This window comes from Bacillus sp. SSR7 (assembly GCF_055902415.1).
Map to the genome: position 1 here is coordinate 35,499 of NZ_JBVVXV010000011.1, position 21,494 is coordinate 56,992.

Consider the following 21,494-nt stretch of genomic DNA (forward strand, 5'->3'; position numbering starts at 1 on the left):
ATCTTCAGTCAACCTCTATTTTTCACTTTTAAAGGAGTGCTACCGTATGAACAAAAAACTTGATCAAGAGCAAAAACGATTAGATACCGTAATCGAAACGATTACGCAGCAAATTGATAAACTGGAAAACGAAACTGGCAGACGCCGAGCAGAAGTAATCAATATTCGTAAACACTTTTGGGATGATGTAAAAGTGAATACTGATACTTTTGATGATTATCTTGAAACAGTTATCAACTTAAGACAACAAGCTCAGTCACTAGCTGTCACACAAATTACTCATAAGCACACCTTTAATCGACTTGCCGCATTAAGACGCATGCATAAAGCACCTTATTTCGGACGGATTGATTTCAAAGAAGAAGGAGAATCCGCTGCAGAGCAAATTTATATCGGCGTTGCTACACTTACTGATGCTAGCGGAGAAAACTTTCTTATATATGACTGGCGCGCACCCATTTCGAGTGTCTACTACGATTATCCACCAGGACCGGCTGAATACAGTACACCAGGAGGCGTAATTCACGGCAATGTGGAGAAAAAATTACAATACATTATTCAAAATGGCAAGATTGATTCTATGTTCGATACGAGCCTTACAATTGGCGATGAAATCCTACAACAAGCACTCGGAAAAGGTACAAACAAACATATGCAAAGTATCGTCGCTACAATTCAGCGCGAGCAAAATGAAATTATCCGTCACGATGAAGGCCGACTTCTTATCGTGCAAGGAGCTGCTGGTAGCGGTAAAACGTCCGCTGCGCTGCAACGAATCGCCTACTTACTATATAAATATCGCGAATGGCTAAAAGCAGATCAAATTATTCTCTTCTCCCCTAACTCTATGTTCAATAGCTACGTATCTAACGTACTACCTGAACTCGGCGAAGAAAATATGCAGCAAGTGACATTCCAAGAATATTTAAATCATAGACTAAGTAAGTCATTTGACGTGGAAGATCCATACGAGCAATTAGAATATATGCTCACTGAAACAAATAGCCCTATCTATAAAACGAGAAATGCAAGCATTCGCTTTAAAGCATCTACTCAATTTTTCGAAATGATTCAAGCGTACAGACAATCTCTTGAATCTTCAGGTATGCTATTTAGAGGAATGAAGTTTAGAGGAAAGCTAATTGTTTCTGCTAAAAAAATTACAGAGCAATTTTACAATACCGACTCCTCCCTCCGTTTCCATAATCGAATTGAAAAGTTAACGGATTGGCTAAATAAACAAATAGATGAAATTGAAAAAGCAGAACTGAAAAAACCTTGGGTAGAAGAGGAAATTGAATTACTTAGTAAAGATGAATATCAAAAGGCTTATAAATACTTGCAGAAAAAAGGTGAGTTTGACGACAACTCCTTTAACGATTTTGAGAAAGAAGCGAAAGTACTTGGACGTATGATTGTCCGTAAAAAATTGAAACCACTTCGCAAAGGTGTTCAAACATTGCGCTTTATCAATTTCACAGGCATATATAAACAGCTATTCACAGATGCATCATGGGTTACGGGAGAAAAACCGAAAAACTGGGATGACATTTGCTCATTAACGGTGAACATGTTAGATGAAGGAAAGCTATATTACGAGGACGCAACTCCATTTTTACTTTTAAAAGAGTTAATTGAAGGCTTCCAAACAAATAGATCGATTAAGCACGTACTCGTAGACGAAGCGCAAGATTATTCACCATTTCAGTTCGAGTTTTTAAAACGTCTCTTCCCTGCTGCAAGAATGACTGTACTTGGAGACTTTAACCAAGCAATATTTGCCCATGCAAGTGAAGCAATGAATTTCAATACGCTCACTAGCTTATACGGACCGGATGAAACAAACGGCATTAACTTAACTCGTAGCTATCGCTCAACAAAACCAATTATTGAATTCACACGTGCTCTCGTACCAGAAGGAAAGAACATTCACGCCTTTGAACGTGACGGCGAGAAACCTACAGTGACGAAAGTATCAAATGACAGCGAACTGCACGAACATATTACTGCCAAAGTTGCTGAACTACAAACAGAGCAGCACAATACGATCGCAATTATATGTAAATCTGCAGCTGAAAGTGCCGCTGCATACGAAGCGCTTAGTCATATCGAGAATATTAAACTCGTGAAGAGTAACTCAGCTGAGTATGAGCAAGGCATCGTCGTGATCCCCGCTTACTTAGCGAAAGGTATCGAATTTGATGCTGTTATTATTTACAATGCTTCTAAAGATGTATACAGCGATGAGAGCGTTCGTAGATTATTCTACACTGCTTGTACGCGCGCAATGCATGAATTACAACTTTATAGCGTTGGCGAGGTTAGTCCTTTTATTCTTGAGGCTGATTCGGAGAGTTTTGAGCTTATTACAACACCTTGATAACAATCAAGGTGTTTTCTTTTTTATGCAGGACTTACACCTTTAAAGTAGAATATATCAGTTTAGAAAAAAGTTAAGGAGCGAAAAGATGAACCATTATTTTATTGCTATTTATGACGGTGAATTTCCTACCGAAAAATTACATACCATTTTACAATCTAAGCACACTTTTACTGACCTAAACGTCCGCACCATTTCAATCTCCTCACCAAGACCTTTCACATTATTAGTTGGCGAAGAACACGATGCACTTACAACTGGACTTACAGACAAATACCACTTATTAACGAAAGAGTTGCAAACACTCAAGCAGCAAGAAAAGTACTACTATGTATACGATTATAAAATTAGAAAGACCATCGGGAATCCTACCAAAAAATGCTTTCCATTCGCACAAATCCATATAAGTGTTACGAAATTCCATCAGATGATTCAAAAAGTAAAAGACTTAAAACAACCTGTATTTGCAGGTTATAATATCGTCTCTCATGATGCAGACATAGTTACGATTGATATACTTCTTTCTTCACCTGTATTGGATCCTAATACTTCTGAAATAGACGCGGAAGAATACGCCTATTTACAGCAACTAGCTGAATCAATTTCTCGTTCTGAATTATGTATTTCTATTAAAGAGAGTGCACTTATTTAAACACGAAAAGAGGGTTATTTATCATACCCCTCTTCTGCTCTCTATTTATGTCTATACTTGATCATAATAATACAATCTTTTACATGCAATTTATATAAGTATCAAGGTGTTTTTCTTATTCTAAACGACATATCTTTACGTCGATATACACTCAGTACGATTCCCATTAAAAGCGCATGAAATACAGTCGGCGTTAATCCGTAGCTAATAAAAGGTAAGGATATAGCAGCATGCGGCAATAATCCTAGTATCATTCCAACATTATAAATGAACTGGAATACAAAAAGAGTCACTCCACCAACGAGCAGCAATTTACCGTACCGATCATTTATTTTATAAGAGATGACTATTAATCTTGCTGTAAAAAGAGAAAGAACTAAGACAAGAATGAGCGCAAGCCAATATCCATAATAGTAAGTCAAACTAGCAAATACAAAATCAGTATCTCCAGCAGGGATGAACCTTGTATCTCCAGCTGTACCAAACCAACCTGCTGACGACATCGCCTCTTTTAAACGTATATACATAAACCCTGCGCCACGCGCATCACGCTCTGGATTTATATATGCTAAAAAGGTAGGCCAGTAGTAATTTTTCACTGAATGCAGAGAAAAGGACATCCTAATAATAAATAAGCAAATGGGTACAGCTGTAATAATCACTGCCGTTTTCTTTCCTAATTTACTCCACCAAAGCATAACGAAGACCATTGCGATATAAATAAACATTGTTGAAAAAGCGGATCCAATTAAGAATAAATATAGCGAAAATAAATATAAAGCGACGAGATACCTAACTTTCAACCTACTATTATTGAAAAAAGAAGCCCAGGCTAGAAAAAAGAACGGCACTGCCATTAAACGACTAATTGCAACGGGCCCAATTTTTATTAACGGTTCTCCAGCCACCGAAACGCTCGGAAAACAATATAATATTAACAAAATAAGTACCCCAATTGTGTAAAACAGCCACCCTAATCTCTCTAACTTCCGGTAATCAGTCAGCATCATCACTACAACTGTTGCAATGCCGAGAATAACAGATATCACCTTATTCATTAGTAAGTCATCCATATATCCAAAAGCTAGAACTGGCAAAAAACCTAACCCCATAGCAGCCACTAATAAAATAAGTAAAAACCAATCCACCTTTGGCTTATGAAGTTTATTAAGTTCTTGCCCTAGTTTAATCGGACTTCCCATTTGTTCCACCGCTTTATTTTCAGCGACTTCCTCACTCAAACCTTTTTCTATCCATGTGTTCTTCGCCTGTTTTAGGTGAAAATCTAGTTCCGTTGCTACAAAGCTCTTTGCTTCTTTTGATTTAATATGATTCGTAACTTCGCTTACAAAACGATCCCCTTTTTTATTCAATTCCGCCTCACTCCTGTACTAAGCCTTTTAGTATAAATTGTACCTTCGTAGCATTTTTTTCTGCCTTTCGCAGCATCTTTCTTCCTTTATCATTTAATTGATAATATTTCGCTCCTTCATGATCCCAACTTGATTGAATAAAACGATTCTGCTCTAGACGATGTAATACGGTATATAAAAACCCTTCATTTCCTTCGAATTTTCGAATCCCTCTTCCTCGTAGCAGCTGTGACAATTCGTATCCTGTTTTTTCATTACTGAGGAGTTGTAAAATCGCTAACGAGATGTCCTCTTCCTTCTCGTTCGAAGCATTGATTTTTTCGCGCACCTGCTTCCGGTGCTGATCAGAAAAACTCAAATGTTTAAACGTTGTATTCTCCATTGATTTTCGCAGGCCTTTTAATCGATCTTCCATTTGATTATTCCTCCAATCCTTCCTTCAAAAGTTCCTTCGCTTTTTTTAGTCTTGTCTTTATCGTGTTTTCCTTCACATCTATTACTGTAGCAATCTCTTTAATTGATAACTCTTCATAATAAAATAGATAAATCACTTCTCGATATTTGATCGGTAAATTCATTACTGCAGAAGTCAGTTCACGATCCTCCGCATTTTGAATGACAGTTTGTTCCACACTTTCCTTTTGACTCCCCATATACGTAAAGTCATCCTCTGTCACGATAACTTTTTTGTTATACCAACTTTTTATATAATCCTTACATTGATTAATCGCAATTCTCCATAACCATGTTTTTAAGTTCGAATTCCCTTTATATGTATGAAGAGATTTATAGCATTTCACAAATATATCTTGCGTTACATCCTCCGCAACCTCTTTATTATTCACATATGAATACACAAGCTGTAAGACCTCTTGTCCATACTTGCTCATGATTTCATCGATAAGGAGTTCCTTATCTTCTATTTCAAACGCTTCTACCGTTAATTCATCCACATCATTTCCTCCTTCCCATATATTAGACGACGCACTGTATGGAAAAGTTTTATAAATTTATAAAAAATAAGGACGGCAATAACGTTTTTTTATAAAACACTTCCTCAGCAACTTACATATAATAAACCGAATATTCGTTACAATACATTCACCTAAAGAGCGCCTCTCTCCCAAGGCGCTCTTTCATTTTGGAATTCTTCTTCAAGAACCGATAAATAAAAAAAGAACCCATTTAATCAGGATCCCTCTTCTTCCTAAAGCTCACTTAAAGAGTCTAATATGTCATAACCATACAAGGATGGATTGATAATATCAAAACCGATAAATTCTTCATACTTCTTATCTGAAAAATAAAATACGATATTATGAAATAACACTTTTTGCAAATGATTATCTTGAGAAAGTCTAAATGAGTATATATATGTATTATCATTTAAGGTTTTCTTTATATATACTTTATTCATATTTGTTATTCCTTTTAATTTACGAGCATTTTCTCTAAAAAACTCAATCCCTACTATACGATTAAATTGATCTATATCTACATTCAGATTAGGATTCTCTTCCAATTCTTCAGTCGATTCAATCTTAATTTCTGAAGTGAATGGAATTACATACAGATATGCCATCTGGATTTCAGGGTCGTAAGTAATTAATTTTTTCATGATACACCTCATATACGTATTCATATGTCTTGTTCCCTATTTTAAAACATAATACAATGAATACGTGACTTAATAAGCTATAACTAGTAGGTGTGGCAATCATCTCTTCCATTTTGAAAAAAGGGGGGAGGTGATAATATGATCGCAATGTTTGTAATTAAATTAGTGTACGGTATCCTAACCGGAGCTGGCGTTGTCATCGGTAGAAGATACGTCGGTCCGTGGCTAATTTCTGTATACAAAAAAGCGAGAACCACCCTGCTTCGTGGAAAAGGTAAGGGCGGTTCTCGGCTAAAACGTTAATGTAATTGTCTTATAACCGCACCTACTACCACCACAATAGCAAGTTAGGTTACAAAGGCAGAAGTTTCTCAGGCTTCTGTCTTCTTTATTTTATGCAACATTCATACTACATACTCTATCATCATTGTAACACATTTTATTTATTTTTAGTCAAGAGAAAAAACCACCTAAAGGGCTCTCCTTCAGGTGGTTCTCTATTTTATGCTAACGCAGCTGCTTGCTCTTGTTGATCTACAGGAATAACAGCGTCTGTTAATGCTTTTTCTAGTTCTGCTGTGTATTTCATTTGCTCTTCTTTGCTCCAGCCAAGTTTTGCAGCCATGTAGTTGATTACTGCTTCTTTCCACTCATATACCCAGTGGATGTTGAAGAATACAGCGCCTCTGCGGCGTACGAAGAAGTCGACTGGTTTTGCTGTCATTTCGTAATCCATTGCGTATACAAGTGGGATTAGAACGTCTAGCGGCATGTTGTATTCTTTCGCTTCGTCTTTATGTTTTTTCGCTAGATCAAATAGTACGTCAACGTTAGAGCCGTAGAATTTTGCGAATTCTTCTGCTTGTGCTGTCGTTAAACCATATTTCGTACCTTCGCCTGCTTTTTTCGCGATAAATGCTGGTAATCCTTTAGAGCCATCTACATGTCCACCAGAGATTGGCATATGTTTCGTTGTGCTCTTCGGATATGCACTATGACCTTCTTTTTGTAGTAAGTTCGTTACGTAGTCTACTACCATTTCAGCCATTTTGCGGTATCCTGTTAATTTACCACCTGCGATTGTAATTAAACCAGATTCAGAAGTCCAAATTTCGTCTTTACGAGAAATTTCAGATGCACTCTTACCTTCTTCGTAAATTAACGGACGAACACCAGCCCAGCTTGACTCGATGTCTTTTTCCGTAATTTTTACGCTTGGGAACATGTAGTTAATCGCATTAATGATGTATGTGCGATCTTCTGTTGTCATTTGTGGTACAGCTGCGTCTTTATCATAGAACGTATCTGTTGTACCTACGTATGTTTTTCCTCCGCGAGGAATCGCGAATACCATACGTTTATCTGGTGTATCGAAGTAAATCGCTTGACCTAATGGGAAACGTTTTTGATCAATTACTAAGTGAACACCTTTTGATAACTGAAGTACTTTCCCTTTTTTCGAGTTATCTTTTTCACGAAGTGTATCTACCCAAGGACCCGCTGCGTTTACAATTTTCTTACCGTAAACTTCATATACTTCTCCGTCTAGTAAATCGATTACACGTACACCACATACTTTTCCATCTTTATATAAGAAACCGTCTACTTTTGCGTAGTTAACAGCTTTTGCGCCGTGCTCAATTGCTTCTTTCATTACTTCGATTGTAAGACGCGCATCATCAGTGCGATATTCAACGTAGTAACCGCCGCCTTTTAATCCTTCTTGTTTTACAAGAGGCTCTTTCTTCAGCGTTTCTTCACGGCTAAACATTTTTCTGCGCTCGCTTCGTTTTACACCTGCTAAGAAGTCGTATACACGAAGACCAATTGATGTACTGAATGATCCGAACGTACCGCCTGTATGGAACGGAAGTAACATCCACTCTGGTGTTGTTACATGGGGACCGTTCTCATATACGATCGCACGCTCTTTACCCACCTCTGCTACCATTTTCACTTCAAGTTGTTTTAAATAACGTAGACCACCGTGTACAAGCTTCGTTGAACGACTTGATGTACCTGCTGCAAAGTCCTGCATTTCAAACACAATTGTTGATAACCCGCGTGTTGCTCCATCTAATGCAATACCAGAACCAGTAATACCTCCACCAATTACGATCACATCTAATTCTTGTTTATTTACTCCGTTTAATACGTCTTTACGTTGTTTACTTGAAAATTTCATGGTAATTCCTCCCTTTGATAACGAAAAAAGAGACCACAAACTCCGCTATAGATTTCGCCTCTATAGCGTGTTGTGGTCTCTCCAAATCTCCTACCGAATTATTAACTTGTCACCATTATAACACTGTTTATGATTATTTGAAAGCTTTTGTTGCTTCAATTGCTTTTTTCCATCCAGCATATAGCTCTTCGCTTGTTTTCGCTTCCATCGTTGCTTCAAAGCGTTTGTCCATATGCCACTGTTCTTTAATTTCATCTTGGTTTTTCCAATATCCAACCGCAAGACCAGCTAAGTACGCTGCACCTAAAGCTGTTGTTTCATTGATTACCGGACGCTCTACAGGAACATCTAAAATATCACTTTGGAACTTCATTAAGAAGTTATTTTTAACTGCCCCGCCGTCAACACGTAATGTTTTTAGTTCAATACCTGAATCTGCTTCCATTGCGCATAATACGTCTTTCGTTTGGTAAGCTAAAGATTCTAGTGTTGCACGAATGAAGTGTTCTTTCGTCGTACCACGCGTTACACCAAACATAGCGCCGCGTACTTCACTATCCCAGTAAGGCGTACCTAATCCTACGAATGCTGGTACAACGTATACACCGTCAGTTGATTCAACGCGAGAAGCGTACACTTCACTCTCACTTGCATCTTTAAACATGCGCATTCCGTCACGTAACCACTGAATTGCAGAACCTGCTACGAAAATACTTCCTTCTAATGCATAGTTTACTTTACCATCTATTCCCCATGCAATTGTTGTTAATAGACCATGCTCAGAAGCTACTGCTTTTTCACCAGTGTTCATTAACATGAAGCAACCAGTTCCGTAAGTATTTTTCGCCATACCTTCACCGAAACAAGCTTGTCCAAATAATGCTGCTTGTTGGTCACCAGCTACACCTGCAATCGGTACATTTTGACCAAAGAAGTGATAGTCAATTGTTTCTCCATACACTTCAGATGATGGACGTACTTCTGGAAGCATGCTCTTTGGTACTGTTAACATGTCTAGAAGTTCATCATCCCACTGTAAGTCGTGAATGTTAAACATTAACGTACGTGATGCATTTGAGTAATCCGTTACGTGCGCCTTACCACCAGATAGTTTCCATACAAGCCATGTATCAATTGTTCCGAATAATAGATCGCCGTTTTCTGCTTTTTCTCTTGCACCTTCAACGTTATCTAAAATCCATTTTACTTTCGTACCAGAGAAGTATGCGTCAATTAAAAGACCTGTTTTTTCGCGAACCATTTCGCTATATCCTTTTTCTTTTAACTCATCACAAATTTCAGCTGTTTGACGAGATTGCCATACGATTGCGTTATAAATTGGTTTGCCTGTTGTTTTATCCCATACAACCGCTGTTTCACGTTGGTTCGTAATACCAATACCAGCGATTTGTTCTGGTTTTACATCTGCTTCGCTTAAGCAAGTTGCGATAACTGCTAAAATAGATCCCCAAATTTCTTGCGCGTTATGCTCTACCCAGCCTGGCTTTGGAAAATGTTGTGTAAACTCTTTTTGAGCTGAATGAACAATTTCACCTTTTTTATTGAACAGAATTGCGCGTGAGCTAGTTGTTCCTTGGTCTAATGAAAGAATATATTTTTTCATAATGGTTTCCCCCTTATGCTACTTTTCTACTATTTGTATTGCTTCCACTTTTTTTGCTTGTCATATAAGAGATTGCTAGTACAATCACTGTTGCAATAATTACATAAATAAGTGCTGCGTTTTGTTTTCCTTCAAATACAACTTGATGGAATAATCCTGCAAGTGATCCACCTAAAATTGGACCTACTACTGGAATCCATGCATACTTCCAGTTTGAACCGCCTTTTCCTGCAATCGGAAGGAAAAAGTGCGCGATACGCGGACCTAAATCACGTGCTGGGTTGATTGCGTATCCTGTCGTTCCACCTAATGATAAACCAATACTTACAATTAAGAAACCTACGATAAATGGATTTAATCCATCTGCAAATTTATTTGCACCAATTGCTAATATACCAAATACTAAAACGAATGTTCCAATCATTTCACTTAAAAGGTTTGCAAATGTGTTCGGAATTGCTGGACCTGTTGCAAATACGCCTAACTTTGTTCCTGGATCTTCTGTTTCTTTCCAGTGTGGTAAGTAATGTAAATATACGATAACTGCCCCGATAATTGCCCCAATCATTTGTGCTGCGATATAACCAGGTACGTCACTCCATGGGAACGCTCCCTTAAATGCTAATCCTATCGTTAAAGCTGGATTCAAATGTGCCCCACTAATTGATCCAACCGCATATGCTGCAACCGCTACCGCTAAGCCCCAGCCCATTGTAATTACAATCCAACCAGAATCTTTCGCAAACGACTTCTTTAAACTTACACCAGCACAAACGCCGCCACCAAGTACGATTAACAACGCAGTCCCTATTAACTCTCCTAAAAATGCTGACATAGTATCCCTCCACAATCAATTTAAACGCTTCCAAATGTGATAGAGGTAAAATGAATGGCCATTCGTTTTTATCAAAAGAAAAAGACCCACAGCTTTGCACGCTTCTATATAAATTTATATAGAAACAATGAAATGTGGATCTCTTCTTTTCTCCGTCACGTTTATTAACTTGTCTATAATGTTAACCGTTAATGAAAGCGGTGTCAACAGAATTATTTCACATTTTCGTCACTTTTTTTGGTAATGTTTCCATAGTTCGCGTTTTGATGTCGTAATTGCTGTCGCACCAGCATTTAACGCTTTCTCCACATCATCCACTGTACGAATAAAACCACCCGCTAAAATCGGTACACCAGTACGCTCTTTCACTTCAGCGATAACGTCCGTTAATGCTCCAGGAAGTACCTCTATATAATCCGGTTTCGTCTTATCTAAAAGATTGCAGCTCTTCTCCATCGCACTCGAATCGATTAAAAAGATGCGTTGTATTGCCACAACACCTTTTTGCTTCGCCTTCATAATCACGCTCGCCTTTGTTGAAAGTAACCCGTACGGTCTAAACTCCTGACATAAATATTCCGTCGCATGCCCATCACTCTGCAAGCCATGAATTAAATCCACATGTAAAAATACCTTTTTACAATATTGCTTCGCAAGCGATATAACACTCTTCAATTGACCGACATGAATATCTAAAATAACGATATACTCATACGAACTATGTAATAGCTTTTCCAAATCTTTAATTTGCCTCACTGCCGGCAAAATCTTTTGTTCATGAAATTCCATTCTATATGTCCCCTTCTTTATGTCGTCCTATCCTTTATAGTACACAATTTAAGTGAAAAGAACAGCTAGTGTAGGGGATTTCTTTCAAATCTTTCCTCTATTTATATATTTTCTTCAACTTCTCAGATCCCATACCACCTACAATCATGAATGCAAGGGGCAAAAGATTCATTACATATGGAGTATCTGCTACAATTGTAATACTTGCTCCTGCAAACTTATTTAGCATCCATACAACGATTTTTGCAATAAACAAAAATACTCCTATCATAAATAGACTATCAAAAAACACCTTCCATTTTGGACGTATTAATTACTTACATATTTTCCCTGGTAAATAATCGTACCCTTTAACATTGTCGCTTCGTATCGGTAAGTCGATACCTTTTGTCGAAACGTCGATATATTAAAAAAATCATTGATATATTCCAAGTTGTGTTTGATATATTCGAAAAATCGTTGATATATTTCAATAAAGAAAAAAGTGGATAACACCATGTTATCCACTCTCCCATAATTATAATAAAACCGAATCCTTATCACTATCCTGATTACGTTTCTCTCGCTCTTCTGCTAAACGCTTCATATATACTTCGCCTTCTTTTTCAATAAACTCATTATCCATCTCTTGCTCTTTTTTTGAAGTATATAAAACCATGTAGCCACTTAATACGATCCCAACGATTACAAGATACACCCACCATGGTAAAGTTTCCACTCAACTTCATTCCTTTCCTTAGACAAGCCTTATTAGTTTCACTGTATGAGGAAAGAAGTGGATTTATGCTTAAAATTTTATTGCGGATTCTTCGCGAAGAACGCTTGTACATATTCCATAAACTCGATTGGTTCCTGACGAAACGGTGCGTGGTATCCTTTTTCAATGATATGGAACGTACTATTCGCAAATAGATGATTATACAGTTCACCATTTTTCCAAGAAACGCTCTTATCGTGTCGTCCCCATATAATTAAAGTCGGCACCTTAATTTTATCGGCTTCCATCGCAATGCGGCGCTCTCTCATTTTCGTCAGCTGATCATAGTGCTCTTTATCGTCACGACTATTTTTCACTTCATTTTTATTGTAATCCGTAATCTCAGTTACAGTTTGTAAGTCTGTCGATAGTGGCGGCACTTCATAACTTTCTTTTTGCTGAAAAGACTCTATTCCTGTAGAATCCGCCAAAATGAGATGCGTCACTGCATCCGGATATAAATACGCTAAATTCAGTGACATCTCTCCGCCCATCGAATGACCGAGTACTGCGAATTGATCATATCCAAGCTTCTTCATTAACTTATAATATAAATTCACTTGCGCAGGAAACGAATACTCGAAATCAATTGGCTTAGAAGAACGCCCAAACCCTAAAATATCAACTGCAATAATTGTATGGTCTCTCGCAAGTTCCGGATAAATATCACTAAATCCATCTGAAGAACCCCCAAACCCATGCAGCATAAGTAAAGGTGGTTTCCCCTCACCAATTTTCTTAAAATAAATCGTCTGCCCGTCAATCTGTGCCATACTCTCTTTCGTATTCAGCTTCATCATAACAGTATCTTTCACTTCTTCGACCTTCGCAATCGGCTTATCAACAAAGTTACATACGATAAGTAAAACGAGCACAATACCGCTAATCATATAAAACTTAAACCGTTTCAACATTCCCGTCTCCTTTCTCTTGTTGCTATTTAAAGTTTTTACATTATTTGGTTGTTTTATAATTAATTTTAATTGTAACTACAACAGTTACAATTATGTTAAAAAAACATTCCTTACTTCTATTACTGACGGTTTCTTTGTAACCATTATAGTTACAAAGAAAAAGTAAGTCAATTATTTTATTCAATATAATAAAAAGAGCGCCCACCAAACATCAGCACTCTCCCTCATCATCCTCGTTATTTAAACAAAGTTGTTCTGCTATTTCCTGTACCCGTTCCATTGTTATTCCTTCTCTAAACTCCACAGCTAGAGGATGATCAGTCGGTTCCAGTTCAATATAAGGACGAATACCATTCGGTCTCGGATGAACCATTGTTTTTAAACTTACTGTTTCCAACTCATATGGTAGATCAGTCGAAAGCCAACCAAACATCGGCTCTAATAATTGTTGTTTGTCCCAGAATTCATTCACATTATCAAAATTCGCTTCACTTAATGAAACCCATACACCCCATATGAAATGTTCATCTGTACCAATGATAGGAATTTCAATACTCCCTCGCATGAAGAAATGTTCTCCATCCATCACGCATAAGTCATCGTTCATTTCAAATCTATCTTCTCGCTCTTCAGGTTCAGCATCATAATAATAAACAGGAGCTGATGATCCATAGCTCGTTGGAATTTCTTCATGATATGTACCGCAGCATCTACAAGTATACCCACTCATTTTCGTCATTTTATTCCTCCATCAGTTTTACATACATTTTAGCAAAATACTCATAAAGCGAAAATAAAAAAGCAAGCAGTTCCAGCTATCAGCTAAAACTACTTGCTCTCCTACTTATTACCTCTACTTTTACTCTTTAATAAATTCCTTCGTACTTCTCACTGTATCAATTGGACGAACTAATTTTTCGATTTCTTCACGTTTTGGCTCTAGGAATGGAGGTAAAGATAATTTTTCGCCAAGTGTTTCGTATGGCTCATCTCCCATAAACCCTGGGCCATCTGTTGCAAATTCAAATAAGATTTGTGGTGCAACTCTTGCGTATAATGACTCGAAGAAGTGACGATCTACATAACCAGATGAAGGAAGCCCTACACTGCTGATTCTCTCGATCCATTCTTCTAATACAGCGCGATCTTCTACGCGGAATGCAGCATGGTGAACCGTACCAAAACCTTGTCGTGCTTCTGGAAGAACCGTATTATGTTCTACAATGACAGATGCACCGTTTCCGCCTTCGTTTACTTCAAATAAATAGAATTCTCCTTCTTGCGCAACCTCTTTAAATAATAGAACCTTTTCTAACACTTCTTTGAAGAAACTAAAGTTTGCAATGCGGATAAACACAGGGCCTAATCCAGTGATTGCATATTCCAATGGAACTGGACCTTTTTGCCATGGTGTTCCTGATTCGATCCCTTTATCAAGTTCATCTGAGATTAATTGATAGTGTTGATCATCAAAGTCAACGAAAGAAAGAGTTTTCTTACCAAATTGCTCTTTAATTCCTGTATGTTCCACGTCCAGACGGTCAAAGCGTTTTACCCAATACGCTAATGCCGCATCAGTTGGAACACGGAATGAAGTTTTTGAAATTTCATTTGTACCGTGTACTCCTTTTGGAATACCTGGGAAGTCAAAGAATGTCATATCTGTTCCTGCACTACCTTTATCATCTGCAAAGAATAAATGATACGTTTGAATGTCATCTTGGTTTACTGTTTTTTTAACTAAACGCATTCCTAAAACGTGAGTGAAAAACTCATAGTTTTTTTCTGCACTACTTGTAATCGCTGTAACGTGGTGAATTCCTTTTAATTGGTTCATTTTATATTCCTCCAATAGTTTCAAATTTTATATTTTCTCTTCTATTACTTCTCTTCAATAGGTGCTAAATTCGCTTCAATCTCTGCACGCTGATCTTCTAAGAACGGTGGTAAATCAAGTTTTTCTCCTAAATGTTCCACATCTCCATCAACTGTAAATCCTGGTCCATCTGTCGCAATTTCAAATAAGATTCCGTTTGATTCGCGGAAATATAAGCTTTTAAAATAGAAACGGTCGATGATTCCTGAAGACTGGAAGCCTCTTTGAATCACCTGTTCTTCCCAATAAGCAAGCTCTGCATCATTTTTCACGCGAATTGCTAAATGGTGAATGCTACCGCGGCCTGGCTTTTCAGTAGGACCATCTAAATATTTCACAACGATTTCTCCAAAAGCCTCTCCTTTAATGGACTGAAAAATTGCTTCCTCTTCGCTGCGGCTAACCTCTGTATAACCAAACATCTCTGTAAGTGTACTCGCCATTTTATCAAGTCTACGAACTGTCATTTCCACAGAACCCATTCCTTGAATTTGATGCTTTACAGGAACTTCTGATTTCTCCCAAGTTTCCCAGTGCTCTACTTTTTCTCCGTTTGAAACGAGTAATACTAAGCGAAGACCTTCAGCATCCTCAAACTGCAAAGCAGGACGATTTGCATATGTTGTTATTTCACTATGTTTTACATCAAATTCCTCAAATCGCGCTTTCCAGTAATGTAAGCTTTCCTCGGAAGGAACGAGTAATCCAATTCGAGTAATGGCATTCGTACCGCGGTACGTTTTTCCTACTAAAGGGATTTCAAAAAACGATAATTCTGTGCCTGGGCTTCCTGTTTTATCTCCATAAAATAAGTGATACATTGACGGATCATCTTGGTTTACCGTCATTTTCACGCGACGTAAGCCAAGTACATTTTTATAAAAGTGATTATTTTCATTTGCATTTTTTGTAACCATTGAAATGTGATGATGCCCTTTAATTTCATACATTGTTTATTCCTCCGTTTCATTTTACTAGTCAAGTGATAACTAAAAAATAACATTTCCCACAACTAATATGGTTTTTAGCGTTTCAATTTATTCTTAATTATGTTTTTGTAAATTTATCGTAGTTTTTACTGAATAAGTTACTTTCGTTTTTAACTCGAAAGCAACTGAGTGTATGTTTTTCATATGACTCAATCGCTTTCGTTACTATCACTTTACACCTCAAGTGATTAAAAAGCAAGTGATTTATCTCAAATTCGAGATATTTTTTTATTGCATAACATTTTGGACTGGAGAATGGTTTAGTAAATATAAAAAACGTTAGTGGAGAAAAGAACCGTCACTCTAAATTAAAGTTGCAACGCCATCAGCAAATCAGGAGATTTCTCCCCCTATGAAACACCAGATGGGCAACTTAATGGATTGAAAGGATACCTTGATCGTAGATGTTGGTGGTATGAGTTTAAGTAAGATAAGAGACTAGCCTCCTTTTACAAATTCAATGTTGATTCTATCAGCTTCTATTTCAACATACTTGTTAAAGTATTCACTGCGTTCAAGGAATATTTCATCTTCGTCTCTGTAATAATAATCCCTGCATCAATAAAACCACGATTTAATATTCCACTAATACGATACTTAAAAGAATTATCAATTCTTTTTAAACTTTTAACTCCCTCTATTCCTTCGTTTATTTCAATATTATCGAAAACTGTAATGTCGAGAATAACAGGATAATTTTTTCCTTCTTCAATTTTATATGGACAAACAGTGGAGAAGCCCATAACGTTTACTTGTTTTTTGCGGATAACTTGTGCATAACGTCCATCCGTTAAAACGGACTTTACGATGACTTCAAAAAATAACACAACCCTTTATTTTCCCCTCTACTATCGTCGTACACTGTACATAGCCATTATAATCTATAAAACAACAATAAAAATTTAACACTTAATACACTTATAAAATTATAATGCTCTTTTAAATTTCTACGCTAAAATGCAAAAAGCACTTGTTTCCTTTAATTGACAATCAAGTGCTTTAAGTTCATCCATTTTTAAGTAGCATAAATTTGTAAATTTTGTAGTAACAGTATGATACCTTTTACATGTCATGACAACTACTACGTTAAATCTTACGAGTTTATACGAGTTCGTTAGTTTTATATACATTCCGTGTGTTTATATTCATCACCCAGTAAAATGTCATCTCGCCTAAGCACGTACCTCGTTTTCTTATTCTATCATTGCACATAGCACTCTATGATGGTTGTACCATCTAGAGTATGCACTTTTAAACAACCTATTCTTTTTCTTTCCACTACAATAATAAGTTCTTTTCTTGTTGACTTGCCTTATGTGCTTTTATATCTTTCCAACTTTAAACATTAGATGCTCTTAATTACCTCATTAACAGATTCACTAAACATATCAGGGTCTTCATTTTTTATATCAATCAATAATTCTTTAATACTAATCGTAATTGATGGATCAAATTCCGAAAGTACTTTTCCATATGCTAATCTTACTTGAGGGTGATTAAGAATTCTATAATGTAAAATTTCTACCCATTCTTTTGCTGAGTTAATCATCTTCGGAACAGCTTTAGCAATACACGCAAGTCCTTCTTCTATATTATTTTTATATAAGCTCTCTATTCCATGAATTAAACCAAACATAACCTCAAATTGCTCAGTCTCATCATCCAAAACTAAACATAAATCTGTAATAACAGAGACGTCGTTGTACTCTATTACTTCCATTAATGACTCATTAAAATCTCGTATCTCATTTTCATTTTCTAATAAACGATTATCGTATAGTCTTTTTAGATGACTCTTAATATCCAAAAGTAATCATCCTTTCCATGTTTTATTTATTATATTTTTTGAAACAATACTGGCCCCAGCTTTTTCAATAAATTCAACAGGCTCTTTTTTATCCATATTTTCTCACCCCTTCAATTAAACTTGATCTATATGGGAATTTTCTAGCGTATTCAATAGCTGAAAATCCTGCACTATCTTTTTAACTATTTCATTTCATTTTCAATAAAAAACAGCCCCACTAAGCTTTTAACACTTAATGAGGCCATTCAATTCACACTATTAATTATGGAACGTCGGTTTATAGAACGAACGATTATCAAGAGCAAAGACACGTTCTGTGTATTCGCCTGGTTTCGTGCGTCCTAATGCGCGGTCCATCATGTTCATTTTTGCATCTAAGTTATCGATGTAGTGCAGAATTTCTGCTTCTTTTACTAATGGTGGTTTTGGACTACCCCATTCTGCTTTTCCGTGGTGAGAAAGGACGATGTGTTGAAGAATTAATACTTCTTCTGCATCGATTTGCAGCTCGTCTGCTGCTTTCCCAATTTCGTTCACCATAATCGAAATGTGGCCTAGTAAATTTCCTTCTAACGTATACGTTGTAGAAATTGGGCCAGATAATTCGATTACTTTACCAAGGTCGTGTAAAATAACGCCTGCATAAAGTAAGTCTTTATCTAATGATGGGTATAGATTTGAGATAGCTTTCGCTAAATCAAGCATCGATACGACGTGATAAGCTAGTCCAGATACGAACTCGTGATGGTTCTTCGTCGCTGCTGGATAGTCTAAAAATTCGTTTTGATGCTTATTTAATAAATGTCTTGTTAGACGTTGAATGTTCGGGTTTCTCATTTCAAATATGTATTGCGTAATTTTCTCAACCATATCTTCTTTTTTCACTGGTGCTTTTTCTACGAAGTCTGAGATATCCGTAACTTCATTTTCATTCGCAACACGAATTTGTTTCACACGTAATTGAATACGTCCTTTGTAATTTAAAATATCTCCAGCCACTTTCACGATTGTTTCCGCTACATATTGTTTCTCAACTTCTGGTGATACGTCCCACAATTTCGCTTCAATATCTCCACTTGGATCTTGTAAGATTACTGTTAAAAATGGCTTTCCATTGCTTGCGATACCTTTTGTCGCTGTTTTAATTAACAAGAAAATATCGACTTGTTCACCAACTTCATACTCTGCAATTTTCTTTTTCATTCGAATTCCTCCACCAAATCAGTTACTTTTAGTATAGCACACTACAACTCATTTTCTTTACGCTTATGCGTTAATTTTATAATCTGTTTTTCTGTAAAATACGCGAGTAAATGCGCATGACATGTAAAGAAGATCACTTGTCTATCCTTTGCAATTTCCTTTATAAGTTCAATCGTCCGATTCGTCCTTACCGCATCAAAATGCACGAAACTATCATCAATAATAAATGGATAATCATGCTCAAATGTTTTTGCTAACGCAAATCTCAGCGATAAATACAACTGCTCAGCTGTCGCTTGGCTTAGTTCATGACTATAAAAACGCATACCGTCGTTACGCTCCACAATAAACGGCTCCGCCTCTGACGGTGAAAAGATTTTACTATATCGTCCGCCCGTTAAATAGACGAAATACTCTTCTGATTTTTGTAAAATACGAGGAAGATGTACTTCATGATAATATTGCTTCGTTTTCGTTAACACTGTCTTTGCGGCCGCATAAGCAGCCCACTTCTTCACTTGTTCACGCACTTGCGCTTTTTTCATTTCCCATTCGTGTAGTAAATCACCGTACGTACTACCTTCTTCTAAATTCGCAATTTCCATACGATGTTTCGCAATACGCTCTGTCAATTCTTTTTCTTGTGCCAGACATTTTTGCGCGGCTATCAGTTCTTGCTTTAATTTTTCATCATAACCGTCAGCTTCGTAATGTTCAGCTAATGATAAACTCGTTAAACGCTGTTCTAACAGATCAATTTGCGGTAATAAACGCCCAACTTGTTTCTCTGCATCTTCACGTTTTTCCGCTAGTTTACCTGCTTCTAAAAACATTTCTTCATTTGTAGACTCTGCAATATGCCATAAACCATCTCGTTCTACTAGTAGTTGCTTTAATTGTTCTTGCATAAACTCATATTCTTCTTGCCATTCCGCCAGTTTTTCTTTTAACTGCTTACAAGTTTGGCGCTTTTCTTTCTCATTTTGCATACGACTTTGTGCCTCGTGTAGCTTATTATACTCCGCACTACCGATAACAGTTTCTAGTTTATGTTCAAATTGCGAAATCATTTCATATAATGAAGATTTTCGCGTGTCTTGTTTTTCTAACTCCCGATATAATTGCTGCATTTTTTCCATACGCTCAAACGCCGGCAATACGTGTGCGTACGTATAAAATTCAGGGAACGTATACCGCTTTTTATACACATTTACTTGTTCGCTCGTGCGGAACGTTTCTCGCTCCCATTCCTCATACGATGAAACGACTTTATCATACGCTCGCTCCATTTGCTGCAATTTATAAGACTCACGCTCAAATAACTTCCGAATCTCTTCGTCTTTTTCTAACTCATAACGAATGGACATCGCTTCTTCACTTTGTCTCCCGCCAGCACTTTGCTGTAGAGTAAGAAGCTCTTCTTGTAATCCACTTGATGGATCTTTATATAAAACGAGAGCAAGAACAATCCCTACAAAAACAATGACACTAATAAATAAAAGCGCTCGGTTATCTATAAATAAGCTTGTGAATAAAACGCCTGTGTTAATAAGAAGTAAAAGAAGACAAACTCTTTGCCACTGCTTTTTCTTTTGCATAGCGGCTCCTGCTTTTTCCTCATACTTGCGCTTCATTCGCTCAGCGCCCATACCGATAAACGCCGCATCTTGGAATGACTTTTCTTTCTCAACTAACGTATTTCGCTCTTCATCCGCTAACATTTGTTTCTGAATTTGTCTTATGTTTTCTTCTTGTTCTTCTAATTGCTCCTGCGCTACTTTAAAATGATCATCAAGCTGTGCTTTTTGCGTTTCTAATTCACGTGCTTTTTGTACGGTTTGCGTAATTAATTCTTTCGTTGCCAAACTCATGTCAAACGCAAGAACCGCTTCCTTTTCAAAAGTAGCACCAATTTGTTGCTCTAGTTCTGCGATTTCTTCTTTTATATTCGCAATACTTCCTGTCATATCACGCATTTCTTGGCGTGCATTTTCATACGACATATGCTGCATACGAAGTTCTTCTATATAACTTTCTTTTTGTAAAAACTCTTCATCTATTTGAATCGATTCTATTTCTGATTGCACTGTCTCTATTTTTTTATGGAGCGAATCAACTTGTAATTGGAGCGGCTCCATCTTCGCCTTAATTGCTTCATAGCGCGCCATTCCGTTTACCGGAAATTGCCCGTTCTCGTTTTCTAGCACTTTCTCATGCGCACGCTTTTCAATAACGAGAGGTTCTAGTGCTGCTAATATTTCATAATCTTGCTTTCGCTTTTCTGCACTCTCTTTTTCTGTACGAACAGACGCTAGTTTCTCTTCACTTTCTTTCAACTGCTCCACTTGCTTTTCATACGTGCCAATTTTCCGATACGATAAACTTAACTAAATCTATACAATTCAATCAAATTTACACAAGTTAGTGCTTCAAAGTGTTCTCGCAGCCCCGAAGGGACGAGGGGTATAACACTCCACACGAGGCAGTATCGT

General features: G+C 37.0%; 20 protein-coding genes and 2 pseudogenes. 4 read left to right on the plus strand and 18 right to left on the minus strand.

Annotated elements, in window-relative coordinates; translation table 11 throughout:
- Positions 1 to 46 precede the first annotated feature (46 nt).
- Both helD and AC0NJG_RS18480 read left to right on the plus strand, forming a co-directional pair.
- Entirely contained in the window at positions 47 to 2,380 is a 2,334-nt protein-coding gene (gene helD / locus AC0NJG_RS18475; RefSeq protein ID WP_474063273.1) for an RNA polymerase recycling motor HelD, read from the plus strand.
- An 88-nt stretch (positions 2,381 to 2,468) separates the two neighbouring features.
- A complete protein-coding gene (locus AC0NJG_RS18480; protein ID WP_474063274.1) occupies positions 2,469 to 3,032 on the plus strand; it encodes a hypothetical protein in 564 nt (187 codons plus the stop codon).
- 101 nt (positions 3,033 to 3,133) lie between these two features.
- On the opposite strand, the gene AC0NJG_RS18485 is transcribed toward AC0NJG_RS18480, so the two are convergent.
- The 4 genes from AC0NJG_RS18485 to AC0NJG_RS18500 all read right to left on the minus strand — a co-directional run bounded on the left by AC0NJG_RS18485 (position 3,134) and on the right by AC0NJG_RS18500 (position 6,023).
- Positions 3,134 to 4,405 carry an FtsW/RodA/SpoVE family cell cycle protein gene (locus AC0NJG_RS18485; protein ID WP_474063275.1) on the minus strand — a complete coding sequence of 424 codons (1,272 nt, stop codon included), beginning with the start codon at positions 4,403 to 4,405 and terminating at the stop codon, positions 3,134 to 3,136.
- Between the two features lie 7 nt (positions 4,406 to 4,412).
- Positions 4,413 to 4,820: a PadR family transcriptional regulator gene (locus AC0NJG_RS18490; RefSeq protein ID WP_073517651.1), complete on the minus strand. Its 408-nt coding sequence runs from the start codon at positions 4,818 to 4,820 to the stop codon at positions 4,413 to 4,415.
- A gap of 4 nt (positions 4,821 to 4,824) precedes the next feature.
- Positions 4,825 to 5,358, minus strand: a complete 534-nt coding sequence (locus AC0NJG_RS18495; RefSeq protein ID WP_087951576.1) for a sigma-70 family RNA polymerase sigma factor — start codon at positions 5,356 to 5,358, stop codon at positions 4,825 to 4,827.
- A 254-nt stretch (positions 5,359 to 5,612) separates the two neighbouring features.
- Positions 5,613 to 6,023 carry a DUF2283 domain-containing protein gene (locus AC0NJG_RS18500; protein ID WP_087951575.1) on the minus strand — a complete coding sequence of 137 codons (411 nt, stop codon included), beginning with the start codon at positions 6,021 to 6,023 and terminating at the stop codon, positions 5,613 to 5,615.
- A gap of 138 nt (positions 6,024 to 6,161) precedes the next feature.
- On the opposite strand from AC0NJG_RS18500, the gene AC0NJG_RS18505 reads away from it, so the two are divergent.
- Complete coding sequence (locus AC0NJG_RS18505; RefSeq protein WP_000561154.1) at positions 6,162 to 6,326, plus strand: hypothetical protein; 165 nt, start codon at positions 6,162 to 6,164, stop codon at positions 6,324 to 6,326.
- A gap of 199 nt (positions 6,327 to 6,525) precedes the next feature.
- Here AC0NJG_RS18505 and glpD read toward each other — a convergent pair whose 3' ends face one another.
- The 10 genes and pseudogenes from glpD to AC0NJG_RS18555 form a co-directional block, all read right to left on the minus strand.
- Positions 6,526 to 8,208, minus strand: a complete 1,683-nt coding sequence (gene glpD / locus AC0NJG_RS18510) for an aerobic glycerol-3-phosphate dehydrogenase (RefSeq protein WP_087951574.1) — start codon at positions 8,206 to 8,208, stop codon at positions 6,526 to 6,528.
- Positions 8,209 to 8,341: 133 nt separating this feature from the next.
- Positions 8,342 to 9,832 carry a glycerol kinase GlpK gene (gene glpK / locus AC0NJG_RS18515; protein ID WP_429680489.1) on the minus strand — a complete coding sequence of 497 codons (1,491 nt, stop codon included), beginning with the start codon at positions 9,830 to 9,832 and terminating at the stop codon, positions 8,342 to 8,344.
- A 13-nt stretch (positions 9,833 to 9,845) separates the two neighbouring features.
- Positions 9,846 to 10,667, minus strand: a complete 822-nt coding sequence (gene glpF, locus AC0NJG_RS18520; protein ID WP_001272193.1) for a glycerol uptake facilitator protein GlpF — start codon at positions 10,665 to 10,667, stop codon at positions 9,846 to 9,848.
- A 228-nt stretch (positions 10,668 to 10,895) separates the two neighbouring features.
- On the minus strand, positions 10,896 to 11,456 hold the full coding sequence (gene glpP, locus AC0NJG_RS18525) for a glycerol uptake operon antiterminator GlpP (protein WP_000394283.1): 561 nt from the start codon (positions 11,454 to 11,456) through the stop codon (positions 10,896 to 10,898).
- A 97-nt stretch (positions 11,457 to 11,553) separates the two neighbouring features.
- Positions 11,554 to 11,769 (minus strand): annotated as a pseudogene (locus AC0NJG_RS18530) (helix-turn-helix domain-containing protein); the annotation flags it as partial.
- Positions 11,770 to 11,973: 204 nt separating this feature from the next.
- Positions 11,974 to 12,174 carry a sporulation YhaL family protein gene (locus AC0NJG_RS18535; RefSeq protein ID WP_000449227.1) on the minus strand — a complete coding sequence of 67 codons (201 nt, stop codon included), beginning with the start codon at positions 12,172 to 12,174 and terminating at the stop codon, positions 11,974 to 11,976.
- Positions 12,175 to 12,251: 77 nt separating this feature from the next.
- Positions 12,252 to 13,124 (minus strand): alpha/beta fold hydrolase, encoded by an 873-nt coding sequence (locus AC0NJG_RS18540; RefSeq protein WP_140168618.1) that lies wholly within the window; start codon positions 13,122 to 13,124, stop codon positions 12,252 to 12,254.
- Between the two features lie 214 nt (positions 13,125 to 13,338).
- Entirely contained in the window at positions 13,339 to 13,866 is a 528-nt protein-coding gene (locus AC0NJG_RS18545; RefSeq protein WP_474063276.1) for a DUF2199 domain-containing protein, read from the minus strand.
- Positions 13,867 to 13,986: 120 nt separating this feature from the next.
- A complete protein-coding gene (locus AC0NJG_RS18550; protein ID WP_173601708.1) occupies positions 13,987 to 14,964 on the minus strand; it encodes a ring-cleaving dioxygenase in 978 nt (325 codons plus the stop codon).
- A 44-nt stretch (positions 14,965 to 15,008) separates the two neighbouring features.
- Positions 15,009 to 15,953: a ring-cleaving dioxygenase gene (locus tag AC0NJG_RS18555; protein WP_087951569.1), complete on the minus strand. Its 945-nt coding sequence runs from the start codon at positions 15,951 to 15,953 to the stop codon at positions 15,009 to 15,011.
- Between the two features lie 420 nt (positions 15,954 to 16,373).
- Here AC0NJG_RS18555 and AC0NJG_RS18560 point away from each other — a divergent pair, with 420 nt between their 5' ends.
- Entirely contained in the window at positions 16,374 to 16,421 is a 48-nt protein-coding gene (locus tag AC0NJG_RS18560) for a hypothetical protein (RefSeq protein ID WP_223290794.1), read from the plus strand.
- Positions 16,422 to 16,430: 9 nt separating this feature from the next.
- On the opposite strand, the pseudogene AC0NJG_RS18565 reads toward AC0NJG_RS18560, so the two are convergent.
- From AC0NJG_RS18565 to AC0NJG_RS18580, 4 genes and pseudogenes are all read right to left on the minus strand, one after another.
- Positions 16,431 to 16,759 (minus strand): annotated as a pseudogene (locus AC0NJG_RS18565) (hypothetical protein).
- A gap of 578 nt (positions 16,760 to 17,337) precedes the next feature.
- The gene (locus tag AC0NJG_RS18570) at positions 17,338 to 17,799 is read right to left on the minus strand and encodes an Imm30 family immunity protein (RefSeq protein WP_088327941.1); all 462 of its coding nucleotides are present in this window, start codon (positions 17,797 to 17,799) and stop codon (positions 17,338 to 17,340) included.
- A gap of 258 nt (positions 17,800 to 18,057) precedes the next feature.
- Positions 18,058 to 19,002, minus strand: a complete 945-nt coding sequence (gene yhaM, locus AC0NJG_RS18575) for a 3'-5' exoribonuclease YhaM (protein WP_000726639.1) — start codon at positions 19,000 to 19,002, stop codon at positions 18,058 to 18,060.
- 41 nt (positions 19,003 to 19,043) lie between these two features.
- Positions 19,044 to 21,347 (minus strand): ATP-binding protein, encoded by a 2,304-nt coding sequence (locus AC0NJG_RS18580; protein ID WP_087995520.1) that lies wholly within the window; start codon positions 21,345 to 21,347, stop codon positions 19,044 to 19,046.
- Positions 21,348 to 21,494: the final 147 nt, after the last annotated feature.